The following is a 20,548-nucleotide window of genomic DNA, read 5'->3' as shown; positions in this document are numbered from 1 at the left end:
CTCCGGAAGGTTCCCTGATCATCACGCTCTGATCGGGGGAAAGCGCCGCAGCGGGAACGGTTCGGAGAGACTCCCTCACCTCCCCTGGGGAGGGCGGAGGATCCAAACTCCGGCCACGCGAACGGCCCTCGGCCGCTCGCCCATCGAACCTTTCCTCATCGCTTTCGAAGCGAACAAAGCGACGGCGTTTCCCGCAGGGAGCTGCGCCAGGCCCGAAGGGCGCTTTCGATCCGAGATGGAAGGGAGCAGGCGACTTCGCCGCCCGCTACCCCCAACCCTCCATTTCCGGCATTGACTACACTACAAAGCGGTCAGCCCGAAATCCCGCGCTGGAGGCGAAACAATGGCCCAGGTGCGCTGTTACGCCGGATCCACTTATCCGGAACGTCCGGAGTCCTTGGAATGGGAGGGAACGGAGAAATCCGTCGCCGAAATCCTCCATCGCTGGCGGACCCCCGAGACGTTAGGATTTCGTGTGCGCACGATCGATGGCATGACCTTCGATCTCATCTATGATCTTCGATCGGATCAGTGGACGGTGATCCCGCGGATGGCTCCGAAGCCCGGGTAGAGGAGCCCCGGGAGCTCAACAACAGAAAGGCCAGGCTGTATCCGGCGCCGGCCACCGGGATGGCGAAGACGAACCCCCAGAACCCGAAAAGGCGCACCCCAACGAGAACGGCGATCAAGGTCAGCAAAGGCGGCAACCCGGTCGCCTCCCCCAGCATGCGGGGGACCAGGAAGTGAAAGAGGACCTGCTGATAGATCATCAGGATGATCCACATCCAGAGCCCGGCGGTCCATTCCCCCCGGAGCCAGAGGGTGAGCGGCGGCCCCCAGAGGGCGATCGGAGCCCCGATGATCGGGATCAGAATGATCAGCGCGGATAGCAGCGCGATCAGGACCGCGAAAGGGGCGCCGAAGGCGATCATCACCGCAAAGGTGACCAGCCCGTTGGTCAGCGCGATCAATAATTGCCCTCGAAGGAAGCCCCCGAACGTGCGATCCAGGATCGCCGCCGTCGCCCGGAGCTCATCGTGATACGCCGGCGGGATCAGCGAGAGGAGCTGTCGGGAGAGGTTCCGCCAATCCAGCATGGTGTAATAGCTCAACGCCACAATCAGCAGGAACTCCACCAGCCCTCCTCCGATCCGCCGGGCGGTTTCCACCAGGATCGGCAGCACCCAGCCGGCCCCCAGCCGAGCCAGATCCTGCCAGGTCTCCCGGGAGGGAAGGATTGCCAGCGCTTCCATCGGGACGTTCAACCGCGCCGCCAGATCGCGCTGGAGCTCCACCAGGATCTCCGGTGCCTTCTGCAGATAAGGGGTGAGCAGCGCGGCGAACTCCAGCGCCTGTGGAACCAGAAGGGGCAACCCCAGCAAAAGGCCGATCAGGATCGCCGTGAGAAGGCCGGTGTAAACCAGCGTGGCGCCAACGGCATAGGGGATCCGAAAGCGAGCCAGGAACCGGAGCCAGAGCGGTGCCCCCCGACGGATCAGGCTTTCCAGCCATGGCTCGGGGAACGGTCCGTGATCCAGCCAGGCGACCAGGGGATGGAGCACATACGCCAAGAGCCAGGCCAGGGCCAGCATACGGACCAGGTCGGCGAACAGGCCGAACAGCTGCCACAGCCGCTCCGTGATATAGATCAGCGCCGCGAAGCTGATCAGGAACAACACCCAACGTGGAACCCGCACCGTGCTTCTCTCCAGCGGGAACATTTCCGGCCATGTTCATCCCATGGCGGATAAGGCTCTCTCGGAATGGCAAACCCCGAAGATTCACGGAGCTCCCTTCCCCAGGGCCCTTTAAACCCCAGGGAGGAAGATCCCAGCGGAAGAGCCATTCCGAAAGCCCAGATCCATCGGCCTGTAGCGAGACACCGCCATCCTTCCGATGGCTGGTCCTTTCATCTTAGACCGATTCCCCCGGATCTGCAGGAACCGGGCTCCGAATCCAGGGATTTTCAGTTTTTGAGGGGCAGGAGCTGCACAGTTCGTCTCCTTTGGAGTTTTTGAGGACATCGCCGAAGGCACCTGGATCCGCCCCTCGCGAACCGCTGGGCTGAAAAAGACTTCAACAACTGGGCGGCCTCCTTCGGCGGCCTGCTCTGTCCTCCGCCCTTCATGGGATGCGGGACCCCGATGGGCTGCCGCATGCTCCTTCCCTTCTCATCCAGATCGAGGCTGCTCCATCCTGATACACCCGTTTCCAGTGCGGCGATCGCGCAACCGCTTCCACCAGGGCGGGTTGCTCCACCGGGCTCAACATTAACAGACACACCCCATAGCGAGCCAGCCGGTCCTCCCAATCCGGAGCTGCCGCGCTGATCGCCAGGTAATCTTCCCAGATCTCCATCGGGTAGAGCTCCAGTCGGGTGTCCACGAACACGGGATAATCGGGCTGGGCCGCCCAGATCAGATAGCTGCCGAAAGAAAGATCGTGGAACAGCGGCCCCGGCAACCGTTCCTGAAGCAAAAAAGCGGTCGCGGCCACCGGCGTTTCCGCCGAGATCAGTCCGGCCTTGGCAGGGGGCAGGGGCCACCACCCCTTGAACCAGGGGAGCGCCGCGAGGGCCATCCCGCCCAACAACCCCAGAAACAATCCGTTCAGAACTGGGACTCCGGTTCGTCCGGGCCGTTCCGGCCAAAGGGCTTGAATCCGCGCCGCCAGGATTGGAGCCGCCGCCATCCCGAACCACACCACCCCCCGGGAGGTCCGGAAACCCAGCAGAGTGAACGCCCCAGCGGTCAACAGATCCCGAATCGGGAGGCGACGCGGTGGAAGCGCAAGCATGATCCCCGTCAGCGCCACCGCCGCGTAAAACAACAGCCCGCGGCGGTCCGGGCCAGGCGGGGCCCATTCCGGGACCATCGTCTGGATCACCGGGTTGCGGGCCATCATCACCAGATACTCGTAAACCCCGAAGCCCCGGGGATTGAGCCCAGTGGTCAGCAACGCCAGCCCGAAGGCCAGCAGGAATGGACGCAAGGACGACGCGCGTTCTCTCGAGATCCCGCCTTCGATCGCCTTCCCGACCAGCGTCAGCCCGATGAGCAACAGCCCGATGGGGAAGGATCCGTGGGTGTTCACCCAGAGGGCCATCCCGAGGGGGAAGACCCAGAGCCAGCGCCGCGAGCGCTCCAGTCCGGCGAGCCCGCGCAGGAAAAGGGCGCCGGCAAGGAAGGCGAAAGCCTGGGGCCGCACGTTCCAGTCGTCGATCCCCAGCGCCGCCGCCACGACCATCCCCAACGCCGCCGCCCGAGGTCCACTGGCCTCCCACGTGGTCCACAGGACCAACCCGTAGGCCGCCGTGATCAGAAGGCTGTGAACCCACACCACCAGCGCCGGGCCCCCCAGGGTGTAGATCCCATACATCAGCACTTCCGCCAGCCAGAACATCGTATACGAAGGATACGGCGCGCCCGCCCGGGTGTAGGAAAACGCATCGACGGTGGGAATGCGTCCGGTCTGAAGGATCTCGCGCCCAACGGCGAGATGCCACCAGAAATCGTGGGGGCGGATGGGATGGGTGCTGACGAAGACGAAGATGCCGGTCAGCACAGTCAAGGCCAGCAAATGCGATGGCGTCAGGGAACGCCAGAATCCAGGCCTGCCGGCTCGCATGGGCATCGCCTCGGCTCACGAAATCCGCATGGCTCGGAACGGGCCCAGGGGCCTGCCCGGCGGGCGTTGCGCGTCATGCCCACGTAGGGGCACCCCCCGTGGTTGCCCGTATGGGGCAACCCCCGCCGGTTGACCCGATGGGGGCAATCCCCTCGTGGAAGTATAATCGATATAGATGGTTCAACAGGAGCAGTCGGTTGAAGCGCCGCAAAGATTCCCTGGACGTGCAGCAATCGGGAGGGCCATCCGTGGAGCCTGGGAGGCCGGAGCGCCCCATCTCGCCCCACCGGCGGCCGGAGGAGCAGGCCATCGAGATGGCCCTCCGGCCCCAACGGCTGGAGGAGTTCATCGGCCAGGATCGGGTGAAGGAGAACCTGCGGATCCTGATCGAGGCGGCGCGGGCCCGCGGCGAGCCGCTGGATCATCTGCTCTTCTACGGCCCGCCCGGCCTGGGCAAGACCACCCTGGCCATCGTCATCGCCAACGAGATGGGGGTGCCCATCCGGATCACCTCCGGCCCCGCGATCGAACGCGCCGGGGATCTGGCGGCCATCCTCACCAACCTGCGGGCCGGCGAGATCCTGTTCATCGATGAGATCCACCGCCTCCCCCGCACCGTCGAGGAGGTGCTCTACCCGGCGATGGAGGACTTCGCCCTGGACATTGTGATCGGGAAAGGGCCGGCGGCCCGCAGCATCCGCCTGAGCCTTCCCCGCTTCACCGTGATCGGCGCCACCACCCGTCTGGCCCTCCTCACCGCCCCGCTCCGCGCCCGCTTCGGCGCCATCTTCCGCCTGGATTTCTACGATCTGGAGGCGATGGGAACCATTGTCCGCCGCGCTGCCCAGGTGCTGGGGGTGGCGATCGAGGAAGAGGGCGTGCGGGAGATCGCCCGCCGGGCCCGCGGCACGCCCCGCGTGGCCGTTCGCCTGCTCCGCCGCGTCCGGGATTACGCGCAGGTCCGCGCCGACGGGGTGATCACCGTGGCGGTGGCCACCGAAGCCCTCCAGCTCATGGATGTGGATCCCCTGGGGCTGGATGAGCTGGACCGCCGGCTGATGCGCACGCTGGCGGAAAAGTTCGGCGGCGGGCCGGTGGGGCTGGAGACCTTAGCCGCGGCCCTCTCGGAGGAGCCGGACACGATCATGGATGTGGTGGAACCCTATCTGTTGCAATTGGGCTTCCTCGATCGCACGCCGCGCGGCCGGGTGCTCACCCGCCGTGCCTATGAACACCTGGGCCTTCCCTACCCCGGGGAGGCCGCTCAACCCCCGCTGCCTCTGGAGTCGATTTGATGGGACGGATCATGGCGTTGGATCTGGGCGAGAAGCGCATCGGCGTGGCCATCAGCGATCCGACCCATACCATCGCCCGCCCGCTGAGGATCCTTCCCCGGACTTCCCGCAAAGCCGTGATCGAGGCGCTTCTTCGTTTGCTCACGGAATACGAGGTGGAGCGGGTGGTGATCGGTTTCCCCCGCAGCCTTTCCGGTGAGGAGGGCCCTCAGGCCCGCTGGGTCCGTCGGGAAGCGGAAGCGCTGGCGCGCAGCCTGCCGGTTCCCGTCGTCCTCTGGGATGAGCGTCTCTCGACCGCCACCGCGGAAGCTTACCGGGCTATGCGCGGGGGGCGTCGCCGGGAGCCCATCGACGCCGAGGCCGCTGCCGTCATCCTCCAGGATTACCTGGAGGCACAACGGGCCCGTGGACGGGATCCGTCCCTTTCAGGAGCTACGCCGTTCGCTTAATCGATAGGTTCTATCGCCGCTCCGTGGGGGTAACCTCGTAGAACTCAAGGAGTATCCATGGCTCGAAAGCGTTCTCGCCGCTCGACATGGCGCTGGCTCGTGGCCATCGGCGTTGTCCTCTTTTTCTGCGGCGCCATCGGCGCCGTCCTGGTTCCCCGACTGAACCGGCCCGCTTTATCCTCCGGCCCCGAGCTCTCTGGATCTCCCGCGGACTGGGGATTGGGGCTGTATCTCTTCCTTCGACGGGGCGATCTGGAACGGCCAGCGGGCACGGACGCCACACCGGTGACCTTCACGATCCATCCCGGCCAGTCGGTGATGGAGGTCGCCCAGGCGCTGGAGGAAGCGGGCCTGATCCGGGACGCCTTTCTGTTCCGGGCCTACGTGCGCTATCACGGGCTGGATCGGGAGATCGAAGCGGGGGAATACACGCTGAACAAAACGATGACCATCCCCCAGATCGTGGAGGCGCTCCGATCCGGCCGTCAGGCGGAATGGACAGTGCGCGTTCGCGAAGGCCTGCGCCTGGAGGAGGTGGCGGAAGCCATCGCCGCCCAGACCCACCTCTCCGCCCAGGCGATCCTGGAGGCCGCCCGCGACGGCCTCCGCTGGCGAAGGGATTTCCCCTTCCTGGCCGATTTGCCCCCTGGCGCGACGCTGGAAGGCTATCTGTTCCCGGACACCTACCGGCTGGCCCGGGATGCGACGGCGGAGGCGATGATCCGGCGCATGCTGGAGAACTTCGGCCGGAAGGTGACGTCGGAGAAGATCGCGGGCGCCCGGGCCCGGGGGCTTTCCCTCCACCAGGTGATCACTCTCGCCTCCATCGTGGAACGGGAGGCTGTCTTGCCCGAGGAGCGTCCGCTCATCGCCAGCGTTTACCTCAACCGGCTAACCGCCGGAATGAAGCTGGACGCCGACCCGACGGTTCAATACGCCCTAGGCTATCAGCCGGACCAGAAGACCTGGTGGAAGAGCCCGCTCGTGCTGGAGGACCTGCAGGTGGATTCTCCCTATAACACCTATCGCTATCCTGGACTGCCGCCGGGGCCCATCGCGAACCCCGGCCTGGCCTCCATCGAAGCGGTGCTGAACCCGGCGGAGACGGATTATTTCTACTTTATGGCCGACTGCATCAAAAAGGACGGCAGCCACTGGTTCGCCCGCACTCATGAGGAGCACCTGAGGAATTTCCGCCGCTGCCAGTAAGAACCAGACCCCGGACAGGCAGAAGGAATGAATGAGGGACGGGGAACACCTTCCGGGCGCTCCCCGTCCCCTGGAATCCTTTCCCCGGAAGCGCCTTCCTGGAATAGAGCGCAGACGATGTCTTCCTCCCGGCTGGGCCGGGTTGCCGGCATGGGTTTGGGATGGAACCCGCTTCGCCGGATTCTTCAGGCCCAGCTTCCGCATCCGGATGGAAATCCACCGTCCTCCCGCGGATGAACAGCATCTGGACGATCTCCGCACAGCTCTTCTTACTTAGCAGACCCAAGATCTCCTATCCCGTTCCGTCAAGGGATCCAGGGAATCCACCCGGCCATCGATGGAGCGCCGGGCCTCGCTGGCCGCGCCCATAGGGAGAGCAGGAAGCACGCATTCCGGATGAGCAGCTCCAGCCCTGCCTCCAGCGCTTCCCCCACTCCAGAATGGATTTACCTTGAGATTTGCATAGTAAACCAAGGTTTCTTATAATAAATCACGTTACATTCCACTATGGAGATCCCACCTTGTCTTACATTCAGCGCGTGCCCGCCGTAGAGCGTGCGCTCCAGATCCTGGAACGGATCGCGGAGCGGCCGGAGGGATCCTCCCCTTCGGATTTGATGGAGGGCCTCGGCCTTTCCCGTACCGGGACCTTCGCGCTGCTGAACACGCTGAAAGCCCACGGGTATCTGGAGCAGGCCGGCCCCCGGGGGCGCTACCGCCTGGGTCCGCGCTGGTGGACGCTGGCCGCCCGGGCGCACCCGGAACGGACGCTGCGGGAGCTGTTCCGGACGGAGGCTCAGGGGTTCTCCGAAAGCATCGCCCTGGTGCGCCCCGCTGGGGACGAGGGAGTGGTGATCGAAGCGGTCCCAGGCCGCTATCCGTTGATCGGCCGCTGGGAGATCGGGGAACGGTTTCCGCTCTCCCGAAGCGCGGCGGGCTGGGTGTTCCTGGCGGATCGTCAGGCTGGCGGGCGCTGGGAAAGGATCCGTCGAAAGGGGATCGCTCGCCGCGCGGCCGGATCGCTTCTGGAGATCGCTGCGCCGATCTGCCCGGATGGCCGTCGGCCCTACGCGGCCCTGGCGGTGCGCTTGCCCGCCACCCGGGCCAGCCCCGCTCTATCGGAAAGCCTCCGGGCGGCGGCGGCCCGCCTCTCCCATCGCCTGGGCGCGCCGACCTACCAGCCCTATGCCGTGGAGCCGTCCGAGCTTCCGTTGCGCCGGCTCCGCCTGACCGAGATCGCCGCCTTCCTTGAAGGGCCATGGATCGCCCGACTGATCGGCCTGCGGGCCGACGGCCGTCCTTATGCCGTCCCGGTGTGGTATGTGTGGGAGCGGCCGGCCCTCTGGATCGCCGCCTTCCCGGGCTCCCGGTGGCCCGATTACGTGCGAACCCACCCGCGGATCACCCTGCTGATCGACGAGCCATGGCCGCCCCTGCGGCGAGTTCGGGTGGAAGGAGAAGCTCTCCCTTTGTCCTTCCCGGAAGGGCCCGAGGGGCTGATCGCTCGTCTGACCCATCGCTATCGCGTGGATTGGCCCCTCCCCCGCCACGATCTCGAGACCTTCCGGATCCTTCCGGAACGCATGGAAGGACGGCGGGGTCTGATAGCCTCCTGAGAGGACGGAGGAGCAGACCGGCCATCTTGAGCGGTCTCCACCCTATTCCCTTAAAACGTTTGGGGTGATCGGGGAGGTGGCTTCGCCACCCCACACCCCTCCAAATCCCCGCCTGCAACCAGGCCCAGCCAGCGTCACGGGTTCTGAGCATGAGCCGAATCGTTTTGGGGCTGGACGCCGCCTTCGGCGGTGCCCCAGCCCCAACTTGTGGGAGAGCCCGGAAGTTGCCCATAACGTTAAAAATCCCTCCCCTTCCTGAGGAAGGGGGGAAAGAGCGCGACGGAGCCTCCAGGATGCTGGAAATCCGGATCCGACATGTCCGTCAAGTGTTCTCCACCCCCCAGGGCGAGTGGACGGTCTTCGAGGATCTGAACCTGGAGATCCCCTCCGGATCCTTTGCGGTCATCGTGGGGCCCAGCGGATGTGGGAAGTCCACCATGCTGCGAATGGTCGCAGGCCTCCTGCATCCCACGGCGGGTGAAGTGCGTCTGGGCGCCTTCTCCCCGGAGGAAGCGCGCGCGGCGCGGTGGATCGGCTGGATGGGGCAGAGCCCGGCGTTGCTCCCCTGGCGCACGGTGGAAGGCAACATCCGGCTGGCCCTGGAGGTGAACGGCCGATCGCTCCGACCGGCGCTTTCTATCCAGCAGCTCATCGAACTGGTTGGTCTGAGAGGATTCGAACGAGCCTATCCTCATATGCTCTCCGGCGGCATGCAGCAGCGCGTCGCCCTGGCCCGGACCCTGGTGTCGGGCCCGCGGGTGTGGTTGATGGATGAGCCGTTCGCGGCCCTGGACGCCCTGACCCGGGAACAGCTCCTGGAGGAAGTCGAGCGGCTCTGGCAACAGTTCCGGGCGACCGTCCTCTGGGTCACCCATGACCTGCATGAGGCCGCACGGCTGGCGGATGAAGTGATGGTCCTCGCGGGGCGCCCGGCTCGGATCCGGGCTCGCTTTTCGATCCCCGACGCCCGACCGCGGCAGGACGAGCGGCGGATCGGCGAGTGGGTGCAGGCGATCCGGCAGGCCCTCGCCGGAGGTGTTCGATGAGCCCCGGGGCCTTTCTACAAGCCTCCGCCCGACGGGCCCTTCGAACAGCCCGACCGATGCAGCGCTGGCTCGGGAGGATGCTCCCCCTCGCCCTGCCGGCGGCGTTGCTGGTGTGGGAGCTCGCCGTTCACGCCGCCCGGGTGCCCGTTTACCTGGTTCCACCGCCTTCCCGGATTCTGGCGGTGCTCTGGACGGAACGAGCGTTTTATCTTCAAGCGGCCTGGGTCACCCTGGGGGAAGCGATCGCCGGGCTGGCGCTTGGAATGGGGATCGCTCTGGGGCTGGCGGTGGCCACCACCTTCTATCCCCCCTTGGAGCGAGCGGTCATGCCCCTGGTGATCCTGCTGAAGGCCATCCCCCTGGTGGCCATCGCGCCGATCCTCACCCTGTGGTTCGGCTTCGGTCCCATCCCCAAGGTCCTGATGACCGCGCTGCTCACCTTCTACCCGGCCCTGGTGTCGTGGATGACGGGGCTGCGGGCGGTCGATCCGGCGGCCCTGGAGCTCATGCAAGCGTGGAAGGCTTCGGACTGGGAGGTCTTCCGATATCTGCGATGGCCTTCTGCATGGCCGTATACGTTCACCGTGTTGAAGACCGCCATCCCCCTGGCCTTCATTGGGGCGGTGGTGGCGGAGTGGACCGGAGCCTCGGGCGGGTTGGGGCGGGCTATGTGGCTGGCACAGACCAATCTGGATATGCCCCGTCTCTTCGCCGCTGCTATGATCCTGGCGGCCCTGAGCTTAACAGGCTACGCCATCGCCGCATGGGGGGAGCGCCGCGTGATCCGCTGGGGGGCATAAGGGAAACCGGAGAGCCCACTCCCCATCGGAAGAGCAAGGCTTTCAGGGGAAAAGACGCGCCCGGGCCCTCCGGTTCGAACCCCCGGATCGGGCTCGATCCGCTCCTACAATCTTGCCCCTGTGGCGATTTCACTGCTCACCTTTTAACCCTGCATCAGGAGGTCACTCATGGTCCATCGCGTTCTCAGGCTTCTTCTCGCCCTGCTGGTCGCTCTCGGGATCGGGGGCTGCACCACGCCGCAGGCACCTGCCACGCCGACGGTTTCCTTGAAACATATGGTCTTCATGGCTGGCTACAAGCCCCAGGCCAACCTCCCCTTCGTGGGCGTCTATGTGGCGAAGGAGAAGGGCTACTTTCTCTCTGAGGGGCTGGATGTGGAGGTCCAGCACTCGACCGGGCGGGGAGAGCACCTTCAGCTCCTGATGGCTGGCGCAGTCCAGGTGACCACCCAGGACGCGGCGGTGCTGCTCCAGCGGCGGGCCGATCCGGGCCTCCCCCTGGTCTCGATCGCCCTCATCGGCCAGCGCGGGCAACAGGCGTTCGCCGCCCTGAAATCGTCCGGGATGCGGACGCCGAAGGACTGGGAGGGAAAGAAAGTGGGATACAAAGGAACGCCGCCGCCGGATCTCTTCGCCATCATGGAAGCGGCGGGGGCGGACCGCAGCCGAGTGGAACTGGTCAACGTCGGCTTTGATCCCCGGGTGCTGGTTCAGGGGTTGGTGGATGTATATCCCCTTTTCAAATCGAATGAGCCGTATCTGTTGCGACAGATGGGCCACGAACTGGTGATCTGGGACGCGGCCGACTACGGGGTGCCCACCCTGGGGCTCACTTATGTCACCAGCGAGGAGCAGATCCAGCGAGATCCGGAACTGCTGATCCGCTTTCTGCGGGCCGCCATGAAGGGCATCGAAGATGCGCGGGCCAATCCGGAAGAGGCCGTAGAGATTGTGCTGAAATACGCGCCGCAGGCCGATCGAGGGCACATGCGGTTCATGCTGGAGACCGAGCTGAAGGACGCCGAATCGGAAGTTACGCGGGCCCATGGGCTGGGGTGGCAAACCCGGGAACAATGGGAGGCCCTGTATGAGGTCCTGCGGCGTTACAACGCCATCGCCAAGCCCGTGGAGATCGATCGCGTTTTCACCACCGCGCTGCTCCAGAAGGCGCGACAGGGGACCCCATAGGGTTCCAGGGCTACAGGGGGCGGGCGGGGCTGCTAGAGATGGCCGCCCGCCCCCACTATAAACGCCCGATCACCGCGGAAATTGCGCCGTGTGGAGCTGTCTTCAGCGGCCCCACCCACCCCTAAAGTTCCTCGGATAGGGGATCGGCCATCGGTGGAACTTCGTTGTTCCCCCACCATCCTTCCACCCCCGTTCCAAAGCGGCACAGGCTGGAATGTCCGGCACGCCGCGAGGAGGTTCCACACCCCACGCCCCTCAAATCCCCAACCACGGATCTTTGCAGAAGAGCCGTGGTTATTTAAAATTCAGTAAATCACCGAAGGGGCGAATCCCTTCGCCCAGGCGGATAAATGTCCAATCCACCAACGTCAGAGGGCTTAAGGGGGCCGGATGGGCCGAGCACCGGTCAGGCCCCCATGGATGGATCGAGGCGCATCCCCCACCTGAAACCGGGCATCTGTTCGTTGCTCGGGAGGTTTTGGGAGGCGGATGGGTCGCCAGACCCCACCCGTCTCCAAAAGATCGATGGCCTCCTTCCCGGTGGCGCTTCGAGCTGCGAGGATATGGAAATGGGGGAAGGGCTTGCCCGGCATGACAGGGGGCTTAGACGCGAGCTCACCGAACTGGCATGGGCAGGGAGAAAGGCGTCCCGTCCAGACCCCGAAAACCCAAGAGGAAACGATCAACGGCGTAACTCCTTCACCGACGCTTGCTCCCGACGATTCCGAACGCGGGCAGGGCCGCCTCCGGGTGGCTCTGCCCGCCTCTATCATTCCACCGGATGAGGTTGTTCCCATGCGGCGGGAAATCCTTTCGTGGGGCGATGTGGAAGCCCTTATGGATCATCTATTGCCTCAGCTCCGGGGGCCTTTCGACGCCTTGTTAATGATCACGCGAGGGGGGATTGTGCCCGGGGGGATGATCGCGGAGGCCCTGGACATCAAATACATCCTGACGGCAGCCGTTCGTTTTCCAGAGGTTCAGGATTTAAGCCAGGTGAAGCTGTTCACCTGGCCCACGTTTTTGCAGTTCCCGGAGGACGAATTGCTGCGGGGCCGTCGGGTGCTGATTGTGGACGACGTCTGGGCCAGTGGACGCACCATCAACACGGTTCGAAGTCGGGTGGAGGCAGCCGGAGGCTATCCGGAAACCGCGGTGCTCCATTACAAACCCCGTGAGTCTCTCTTCCGCCATGGGCCGACTTACTATGCTGCCGTGACCGATGCCTACATCATCTACCCATGGGAATTGCGCCGGGGCACCGAGGGCATCCGTCCCATCGAACCCCTGGGTGGATAGCTCCCCTTCGTCCCTGCAAGAATTACGCCGTTGGCCCCCGGGGACATCAGAGTGAGCGGAGCTATCTCCCCTCTTTCGATCGGCTCCCTCGCATAGCTCCCATTATGATTAAGGCATTTTCGTGGTATAATTGCTTCAGGAAACGCCCCCGTCGTCTAGTGGCCTAGGACGCCGCCCTTTCAAGGCGGAGATCAGGGGTTCGAATCCCCTCGGGGGCACTTCTCAATCCCCGCATCCCCGGCTTTCCTCGGGGATGCGGGGATTTTTCTGATGCGAACTCGCGCCACCAGCTCCCACGGGAAAGGCCGATGGACACCTCCCCACGGATCCCGGGGCCCCCGGGAGAGCGCCAGGCGCCTCCCGGCGTCCAGGGCCTTATAGAACAAACCCTGTGGGCAACTTCCGAGATCTCCCGCGGTTTTTGGGGCTGGGGCGCCGCCTTCGGCGGCGCCCCAGCCTCGAACACGAGGGCCTCCAGGCTCCTTGTCGCGCGCATGCAAATCCTGGCGAACGCGGATGCAAAGATGGCACGTCCCTCGCGACTTCGAGCGCATCGACGTTTACTCTCCCTCACCCTGTGGATGATGATTCCTGGCGGGCTGATCGCGCTGACCCTGTTTGCTATGAGCCGTGCGATCAACGTGGCTGCGTGGGAGACCTCCCGTCGGCTGCTCTCAACCCCTGCCGAGGTCTCCTTATCCATGCTCGTCCCGACAAGCTCCCCAACCGAGTCCCCCGCGCCGTCCCCGTCTCCGAACCCCTCCCCAACGCCCACAGGGACTCCGACTCCGGAGCCATCGCCGATCGTGCCGCCGACTCCGACGCCTTATCCGTTCTTTCAGGAGCCCCTGCCGCCCACCGATGGTCAGACCCGGACCCTTCAGGTGCCGATCCTGATGTATCACTACATCTCGGATCCGCCTTCCGGAGCCGATCGCTTCCGGCTGGATCTCTCCGTCCGGCCTTCGATGTTCGAAGCCCACCTTCAATACCTTCGCCAGGCAGGCTATGAAACGGTTTCCCTCAGCGATTTGATCTTTCATCTTACGCAGGGACATCCGCTCCCCCCTCGCCCGATCGTGCTGACCTTCGATGATGGCTATCGGGACGCCTATGAAGAAGCGTTCCCGAGGCTCCAGCGCTATGGATTTCGTGGAACATTCTTCGTCCTTACCGGCCGGGCGGATGAAGGGGATCCCCGTTACCTCTCATGGGAGCAGATCCGACAAATGAGCGAGGCGGGAATGGACATCCAGCTTCATGGACGGGAGCATGTCCCGCTCAGCGGAAGGGATGAGGCCTTTCTTTTCTATCACATTATTGGGGGGAAACAATCCATCGAGGCCCACACGGGCCGTCCGGTGCGTTTCTTGGCCTATCCCTCCTCCGATTACGATCAGCGCCTGATCCAGTTCCTGGAGGGGTATCGATTCTGGGGCGCTGTAACCACCGCCTTCGGAGCGGACGAACGGCTGGAGAACCGCTTCCTGTGGCCTCGAATCCGGATCCGCGGGACCGATGATGTGGGGGCGCTGATGTGGAAGCTCAGCGTTCCGAAATGAAGGGGTGGAATCGGGATAGACGAGCGGTGACTGGGGCCTTCTAAGCGGAGCGGACCAGCCTCCCTTCCCCTATCTTTTCCCTCAGATGGCTGAGAAAAAAACAGGGGGAAGCCTCCTTCGGACCTCCCCCTCCACGGATTAAGCCAAGACGGACGGAAGCACCTAACTACCGACCTTTCTGCTTCTGCTCCTTAGGCCGCTTGGCGCCATATTTCGAGCGCCCCTGGCGCCGCTTGTCCACGCCCGTCGCATCCATAGCGCCCCGGATAATATGATAGCGCACCCCCGGGAGATCCTTCACGCGCCCCCCGCGCACCAGGACCACGGAGTGCTCCTGCAGGTTATGGCCCTCACCGGGGATATAAGCGGTGACCTCCACCCCACTGGTCAGGCGAACGCGGGCGATCTTCCGCAACGCCGAGTTAGGCTTCTTGGGCGTCATGGTGCGCACCACCACACAGACCCCCCGGCGCTGTGGAGCCCCTTTCGGATCCCAGTAACGCTCCCCCGCCAGCGAGTTATACACCCAGTGAAGGGCAGGGGATTTGCTCTTTCGAACCTTCGGCTTACGGCCCTTGCGGACCAGCTGATTGATGGTGGGCATCCTTCCTTATCCCCCTCGAGAGATCTTGAAATTCGGGGCGATGTTTCATCGCTGACCAACGATGAGATTTTGGGTGGACCAAGCCGTCCAACATGGCTATGCTCGCCCCACGATCCCCGGACAAGGGAACGGACCGGCTCACCATCTGTCCGGGGATCAAAAAGGCACCGCGTATTTTAGCCGATAAAGGGAACCCTGTCAACGCGCCGACCTTCCTCGAGCCCGATCCCATCACCCGCCGGATCGCCTGGGGATACATCCCCTGATCACCGGAACGTTCCCTGGAACCTTCCGGTGGGTCCCAGGAAAGGTCTTCTCTCCCTTTTTCCTCCCACGACCGAGAGGCTGGGGAAGGAACGACAGGCCCTCGACGAAGGGCTCTGAAGAAGGCCCACCCCCCCCGACCCAGGGCATACCCGCCTGGGGTGCTTGCACGGACTTCCGGACCAAAAAGGTTGCGATTCTTTCAGCCCTCGCTTACCATGGGTTTATGCCACTTGCCTTTCTCCCCCTCCTTACACGGTTAAGGGACATGGGGGCGGAGATAAAGAAGTGGCGCCATGGACAACCTCAGGTGTTGAGTCCGATCCAAGCGCCTTTGGGAGGGAGGCAGGCCAGGCCCCTTTCCCCCCCAAAACGCGCGGGGAAGCTCGGAGGTTGCCCATGGCATAGACGGGGGTGTGCAACTTCACCGTCCGCCCGAGCTCTCCAATTCTCGGCTTTGTAATCGAGCGATCCTATCATCTAAAAGAGAGGAGGTGATCTCCGATGGGTGCATTGCCGAAGCGCCGGGTGACCCGGACGCGACGGGGGATGCGCCGGGCGCATGATGCGCTTCAACGCCCGAATCTGGTGCCATGCCCCCGCTGCAAGAACCGGATCCTCCCCCATCACGTCTGTCCGCATTGCGGGACCTACCGGGGGGTGCAGGTCCTGGAAGTCGAAGGGCGGACGTGAGCGACCTCCACCCGGATGAAGGAATCAACGCGGGGAGGAAGGAATTCCTCCCCGCGTCTTTTATCCGCGGTGGTGTTCCCTTTGGTTGATCGCGCCCCTGCTGGAGGCCCCCACAGGCGTTGCGGGCGCGGATCCATGCTCGTGCGGGCAAGTCTCTCCCCTCTTCTCCTCTCCCCACGGCCCTTCGGACGACGGGGAGGGAAGAAAAGGTTTGAGGACCAAGTAAGCCCCCCAAAGCCCTGAAGTCCGGAATGAGCTGAAACTGGGCCTCTATCGGATGTCTCCTCCTCAGCCTCGGGGGCCGCATGGAAGGAGGATACGGGGGAGGCTTTTCCAGCCGTTGGGTGGCTGGCGCTCTGGTTTGCGCGAAAGCTGAGCATGAGCCAGGTCCCTTCAAGGAGGAAAATCGACCATGCCATGGGCAGGGGATGGCCGAAGCGAGAGTCTTCCTTTTCCAGTAGAAGAGGAAAGCTTGCCTTCCCAGGCGGGTCGAAAAGGCAAGGTGTTCCTCGCGCTGTTCGGAGGCTTGCTGGGGCTGGGCCTCTGCGTGATCTTCGGGCTGGCGATCTTCGGCGCCCCCTGGACCCCTCGATGGCTGGATACGGGCATCCCGCCGGATCGCTTGAGCGAGGGGATCCCCTTCCCCATCACCCTTTCAGACCGGAGCGGCCGGATTTATCCCCTGATCCTGGTGCGCACGGGAGCTCAGATCCGGGCCTTCCCGATGCAACCACCGGGCATCTCTTGCCTGCTGAAGATCGAAGGGGCGGAACTGATCGCGGAGTGCATCGGATGCCGTTTCACGGCGGATGGACGCCCGATCGCCGGCCCCTGTGCATCCCCGCTTCCCGCCCATCCAGTCCAGACGATGGGAGGTTCGGTGTGGGTGGATGTCAACCGGCTTCGATAGCAGGCGCCTGGCTCGGCCCCCAAAGCCCCGGGAGGAGGCCAACCGCTGAGCTCTCCCTGAGGATAGGGCATCCTGGATCATCCACCGCCGGGGCAAATCGCCGCATCCGCTCTTCGCTGGGAGGGATCGATGCGCGAAGTCGTGATCGTTAGCGCCGTGCGCACACCGATGGGCAAATACGGGGGGATCCTCAAAGATGTGCGGCCGGATGATCTGGCCGCCTTAGTCATTCGTGAGGTAGTCCGCCGCGCCGGCATCGACCCGGGGGTGGTGGACGAGGTCTATATGGGCTGTGCCAATCAGGCTGGGGAGGATAACCGGAATGTAGCCCGGATGGCCCTGTTGCTGGCCGGCTTCCCGGAGCATGTGGCGGGGGTGACGGTGAATCGACTTTGCGCCTCCGGGCTGACAGCTGTGAACCTGGCGGCGCGGACCATCCGGTGCGGCGAGGCGGATGTGATCGTGGCCGGAGGGGTGGAGAGCATGACCCGGGCGCCCTGGGTGATGCCCAAGGCCGCCGTTCCCTTCCCTCGGGGCAACCTCACCGTCTATGACACCGCGCTGGGTTGGCGGTTTCCGAACCCCCGGATGGAGGCCATGTTCCCCCTGGAATCCATGGGGGAGACCGCGGAGAACATCGCGGAGGAGCATCCGGAGATCACCCGGGAGGAGCAGGACCGCTTCGCCCTGCTCTCCCATCAACGCGCGGTGGAGGCGATCCGTTCCGGCAAATTCAAAGAGGAGATCGTCCCGGTGGTCCTTGAACGCCCAGGTCAGCCTCCCCTGGTCATCGACACCGACGAAGGGCCTCGCTATCGACGGGAGAACGATGAGATCGTTCTGGACACGGATCTGGAGCGTCTCTCCCGTCTGCCCCCGGTGTTCCGGAAAGGGGGGACGGTGACAGCGGGGAACGCCTCCGGGCTGAGCGACGGCGCCGCGGCCTTGCTGCTCATGAGCGCTGAGAAAGCCCGGGCCCTGGGCCTGCGACCCATGGCCCGATGGGTGGCCTCTGCGGCCGTAGGGGTAAACCCGCGGGTGATGGGCTACGGCCCCGTTCCAGCCACCCGCAAGGTCCTGGAACGGGCCGGGCTGACCCTGGATCAGATCGACCTGGTGGAAATCAACGAGGCCTTCGCGGTGCAGACCCTGGCCTGCATCAAACTGCTGGGGCTGGATTGGAGCAAGGTGAACGTCAACGGGGGAGCGATCGCCTTGGGGCATCCGCTGGGGTGCAGCGGAGCCCGGATCCTGACGACTTTGCTTTACGAAATGCGACGGCGGAAGGCACGGTATGGGTTGGCCGCTCTCTGCGTGGGCGTGGGTCAGGGGGAAGCCACCATCGTGGAGGGCATGGAATAAGACCCGGATAAGCTCCCGGATGCGCTTTCTGGCGGCCTGCCGTCGCCTTCCATGGCCATAGGGTCCTCCAGACGGTCGGAACGCCACAAGTGCCTTCTGAGCGCTCCAGCCCAAAAAGCGTTTTTCTTCCCCTCCCCAGGGTCTCCGAGGAGGGGCCTGGCCCACGTCCCTCCCGGGGGTGTTCTCGCTTCGAAAGCAATAGGATCAGGAGGGGGGATGGGGTCGAAGCGCCCCTGCCGCAGCCGCAACGGTTTCCCCCGGGCGAGCCGTTTCGAGAGAAACAAAAAGGGTGGGCGGCGAAGCCACCCACCCCTCCATTCCACGCAGAACAAAAGGAGCGGATGGGGAGGCTCAGTTCCAATCCCCTTTCTTGATGCGGGCGAGGAACTCGGCGTTGTTGCGGGTCCTGGCCAGGGCGCTGAGAAGGGACTCCATCACCTGGGTGAGATCGTAGCCGCCTCCATCGGGCGGAGGGGCCATCATCCGGGCGATCATCCGCCGCATCAGCCACACCTTCTCCAGCGTATCCGAATCCAGCAGAAGCTCCTCTCGCCGGGTCCCGGAGCGTTCGATGTCGATCGCCGGGAAGATCCGGCGCTCGGCCAGCTTCCGGGAGAGGTGCAGCTCCCAGTTGCCAGTTCCCTTGAACTCCTCATAGATCACATCATCCATCCGGCTCCCGGTGTCGATCAGACAGGTGGCCAGGATCGTCAGGGAGCCGCCGTCCTCGATGTTTCGGGCCGCGCCGAAGAAGCGCTTGGGCGGATACAGCGCCGCGGGGTCCAGACCGCCGGTCCAGGTGCGGCCGCTGGGCTCCACCACCAGGTTGTAAGCGCGGGTGAGCCGAGTGATGGAGTCCAGGAGGATCACCACATGCTTGCCCCCCTCTACCATCCGCTTGGCCCGCTCCAGGGCGAGCTCGGCGACCTTAATATGGTTCTCCGGGGGCTCGTCGAAGGTGCTGTGGACCACCTCCGCCTCCACCGAGCGGTCCATATCGGTGACCTCTTCGGGCCGTTCACCGACCAGCACGACCATCAGGTGAACATCCCGGTAGCGGGTGGAGATGGCGTTCGCGATGTTCTTGAGGACCGTGGTCTTGCCCGCCTTGGGGGGCGAGACGATGAGGCCCCGCTGCCCCCGACCGACGGGCGCTACCAGGTTGATCAGGCGGGTGGTGAGGTTCTTCGAGTCAGTCTCTAAATCGAAGAGCTCGTTCGGGAAGATGGGGGTGAGCTCCTCGAACCGCGGCCGCAAGCGGGCCTGCTCGGGATCCAAGCCGTTGACCGCCTCCACGCGCAGGAGGCTGAAATACTTCTCCGTCTCCTTCGGCGGCCGGACCTGGCCGACGATGAAATCGCCCCGGCGCAGCCCGAAACGCCGGATCTGGGACTGGCTGACATAGATGTCCTGAGGGCTGGGGAGGAAATTCGGGTTCACCCGGAGGAAACCGATGGTGCCCAGCGCGTCATCCTCTACGATCTCCAGCGTTCCCCCGCCGAAGGCATAGCCCTGCTGCTCCGCCTTAGCCTGGAGCAGCCGCATGATCAGATCCTGTTTCTTCAGGCGGCTGTAGCTAGGGATCTTCAGCGTCCGGGCCAGCTCGCGGAGCTCGTCTAAGGTTTTGGATTCCAGATGGATGTAATCGAAATCCAGAATGGGAACCTGAACCTGTGCCTGTTCCATGGCCATTTCACTCTCGGTGAAGGATAGACCAGCGCGTTTGAAAACCGGGGCTGAGAGGGAGCCGAGCCGGCGGCTTCGCCGCTCACCTCATGCCCTCGCTCTGTTCTTGCCTCTTTCTGGGGTCTGAACGTCCCCTAATCAGGGCTTGGAAGCACGGACAAGATCGCCCACATCGGCCCCATCCCGAAGGGGGCGAGGCCCTCTGGAACGATCCTCATGCCCTCCCGAAAGGCCTCCGGGGAAACTCCGCAACGAGGGAATCCGGGTCAAGCGGCGTGCCTCCCCGACATACCCACCGGACTTCCCCTGGAAGGGAGACGCAAATCCATTTCGGGAGCGCAGGGGACTTCTCCTGCCGTCCAGTCTCCGGGGGAAATCCGGGATATAACCCCTCGTTGAACTTGCTACCCATCCTGACAGGAGCCTATAGAGGCTAAGCACACCGCCTCCGGCCGCTTCCCAAGCCGCTCAGGGTCCTTTTCTCCATCCCTGTAGCCCGAAAAGGACAGGGAAAGGAGCAGACATAAGGAGGGGCCCTTGCATCATTTACACTTAGGAGAGATGCTCGGGTAGCAAGCTGCGTAACCCCTAACCCGGATGCCCTCTGGTGATCTTCGGGGTCGATGCCTTAAGCGGCAGAAGCACTCTTATTATATCCATTCTTGCCGAATCCGTCAAAGCAAAGAACGGACTGGGGCGCCCTGAAATGACGGGAGGGAAAGATAGGAGGCGGACAGGGAAGCTTCCCTACCTCAAATCTGGGGCCTGTAGGAGACCCCGCCTGCAATCCGCTTGAGGGGTAGAGAAGCTGGCCGTGAGCGCTTTGTCCAGTGATCAATGGGGGATTGGAGGAACCAAAGCCCGTCCAGAAGGGAACGATCCCTCCCCCCTTCTCCCCCCTCCCCACGGCCCAGAGGGCCGCGGGGAGGGGGGAGAAA

17 protein-coding genes and 1 tRNA gene are annotated in these 20,548 nt (G+C 64.2%); 14 read left to right on the top strand and 4 right to left on the bottom strand.

Translation table 11 applies throughout. The annotated features are described in order from the left end of the window. Nucleotides 1-343: 343 nt before the first annotated feature. Nucleotides 344-571: a hypothetical protein gene (locus NZM16_RS00940; RefSeq protein ID WP_295477861.1), complete on the top strand. Its 228-nt coding sequence runs from the start codon at nt 344-346 to the stop codon at nt 569-571. Here the strand turns inward: NZM16_RS00940 and NZM16_RS00935 are convergent. Both NZM16_RS00935 and NZM16_RS00930 read right to left on the bottom strand, forming a co-directional pair. Then, the gene (locus NZM16_RS00935) at nt 507-1,697 is read right to left on the bottom strand and encodes an AI-2E family transporter (RefSeq protein ID WP_295477858.1); all 1,191 of its coding nucleotides are present in this window, start codon (nt 1,695-1,697) and stop codon (nt 507-509) included. The genes NZM16_RS00940 and NZM16_RS00935 overlap by 65 nt on opposite strands. A gap of 427 nt (nt 1,698-2,124) precedes the next feature. Next, nucleotides 2,125-3,627, bottom strand: coding sequence for a hypothetical protein (locus NZM16_RS00930; RefSeq protein WP_295477855.1), 1,503 nt, complete (start codon nt 3,625-3,627; stop codon nt 2,125-2,127). A gap of 248 nt (nt 3,628-3,875) precedes the next feature. Here NZM16_RS00930 and ruvB point away from each other — a divergent pair, with 248 nt between their 5' ends. From ruvB to NZM16_RS00880, 10 genes are all read left to right on the top strand, one after another. Further along, nucleotides 3,876-4,922: a Holliday junction branch migration DNA helicase RuvB gene (gene ruvB, locus NZM16_RS00925; protein ID WP_366946147.1), complete on the top strand. Its 1,047-nt coding sequence runs from the start codon at nt 3,876-3,878 to the stop codon at nt 4,920-4,922. Further along, nucleotides 4,922-5,371 carry a Holliday junction resolvase RuvX gene (gene ruvX / locus NZM16_RS00920; RefSeq protein ID WP_295447778.1) on the top strand — a complete coding sequence of 150 codons (450 nt, stop codon included), beginning with the start codon at nt 4,922-4,924 and terminating at the stop codon, nt 5,369-5,371. Before ruvB ends, ruvX begins: the two co-directional genes overlap by 1 nt. Before the next feature lie 57 nt (nt 5,372-5,428). Beyond that, on the top strand, nt 5,429-6,580 hold the full coding sequence (gene mltG / locus NZM16_RS00915) for an endolytic transglycosylase MltG (protein ID WP_295477852.1): 1,152 nt from the start codon (nt 5,429-5,431) through the stop codon (nt 6,578-6,580). A 521-nt stretch (nt 6,581-7,101) separates the two neighbouring features. Then, the gene (locus NZM16_RS00910; RefSeq protein WP_295477849.1) at nt 7,102-8,196 is read left to right on the top strand and encodes a helix-turn-helix domain-containing protein; all 1,095 of its coding nucleotides are present in this window, start codon (nt 7,102-7,104) and stop codon (nt 8,194-8,196) included. A 293-nt stretch (nt 8,197-8,489) separates the two neighbouring features. After that, on the top strand, nt 8,490-9,242 hold the full coding sequence (locus NZM16_RS00905) for an ABC transporter ATP-binding protein (RefSeq protein WP_295477846.1): 753 nt from the start codon (nt 8,490-8,492) through the stop codon (nt 9,240-9,242). Beyond that, nucleotides 9,239-10,042 carry an ABC transporter permease gene (locus NZM16_RS00900; RefSeq protein ID WP_295477843.1) on the top strand — a complete coding sequence of 268 codons (804 nt, stop codon included), beginning with the start codon at nt 9,239-9,241 and terminating at the stop codon, nt 10,040-10,042. The genes NZM16_RS00905 and NZM16_RS00900 overlap by 4 nt, the downstream gene beginning before the upstream one ends. 168 nt (nt 10,043-10,210) lie before the next feature. Beyond that, nucleotides 10,211-11,230, top strand: a complete 1,020-nt coding sequence (locus NZM16_RS00895) for an ABC transporter substrate-binding protein (protein ID WP_295477840.1) — start codon at nt 10,211-10,213, stop codon at nt 11,228-11,230. Nucleotides 11,231-12,025: 795 nt separating this feature from the next. Next, a complete protein-coding gene (locus tag NZM16_RS00890; RefSeq protein WP_295477837.1) occupies nt 12,026-12,529 on the top strand; it encodes a phosphoribosyltransferase in 504 nt (167 codons plus the stop codon). A gap of 144 nt (nt 12,530-12,673) precedes the next feature. After that, nucleotides 12,674-12,747 (top strand) — tRNA-Glu (locus NZM16_RS00885). Between the two features lie 306 nt (nt 12,748-13,053). Continuing rightward, complete coding sequence (locus NZM16_RS00880) at nt 13,054-14,091, top strand: polysaccharide deacetylase family protein (RefSeq protein ID WP_295452615.1); 1,038 nt, start codon at nt 13,054-13,056, stop codon at nt 14,089-14,091. 166 nt (nt 14,092-14,257) lie between these two features. Here NZM16_RS00880 and rpsL read toward each other — a convergent pair whose 3' ends face one another. Next, a complete protein-coding gene (rpsL, locus tag NZM16_RS00875; protein ID WP_295452612.1) occupies nt 14,258-14,695 on the bottom strand; it encodes a 30S ribosomal protein S12 in 438 nt (145 codons plus the stop codon). Between the two features lie 768 nt (nt 14,696-15,463). On the opposite strand from rpsL, the gene rpmF reads away from it, so the two are divergent. From rpmF to NZM16_RS00860, 3 genes are all read left to right on the top strand, one after another. Next, entirely contained in the window at nt 15,464-15,652 is a 189-nt protein-coding gene (rpmF, locus tag NZM16_RS00870) for a 50S ribosomal protein L32 (protein WP_295452609.1), read from the top strand. A 412-nt stretch (nt 15,653-16,064) separates the two neighbouring features. Continuing rightward, nucleotides 16,065-16,562, top strand: a complete 498-nt coding sequence (locus NZM16_RS00865; RefSeq protein WP_295477833.1) for a hypothetical protein — start codon at nt 16,065-16,067, stop codon at nt 16,560-16,562. Between the two features lie 129 nt (nt 16,563-16,691). Then, nucleotides 16,692-17,924, top strand: coding sequence for a thiolase family protein (locus tag NZM16_RS00860; protein WP_295452605.1), 1,233 nt, complete (start codon nt 16,692-16,694; stop codon nt 17,922-17,924). Between the two features lie 351 nt (nt 17,925-18,275). On the opposite strand, the gene rho is transcribed toward NZM16_RS00860, so the two are convergent. After that, nucleotides 18,276-19,610: a transcription termination factor Rho gene (gene rho / locus NZM16_RS00855; RefSeq protein WP_295452604.1), complete on the bottom strand. Its 1,335-nt coding sequence runs from the start codon at nt 19,608-19,610 to the stop codon at nt 18,276-18,278. Between the last annotated feature and the right edge of the window lie 938 nt (nt 19,611-20,548).

The organism is Thermoflexus sp. (assembly GCF_025055495.1).
In the GTDB taxonomy this organism is placed as follows: Bacteria; Chloroflexota; Anaerolineae; order Thermoflexales; family Thermoflexaceae; genus Thermoflexus.
This window is presented reverse-complemented; position numbering and strand designations above follow the sequence as displayed.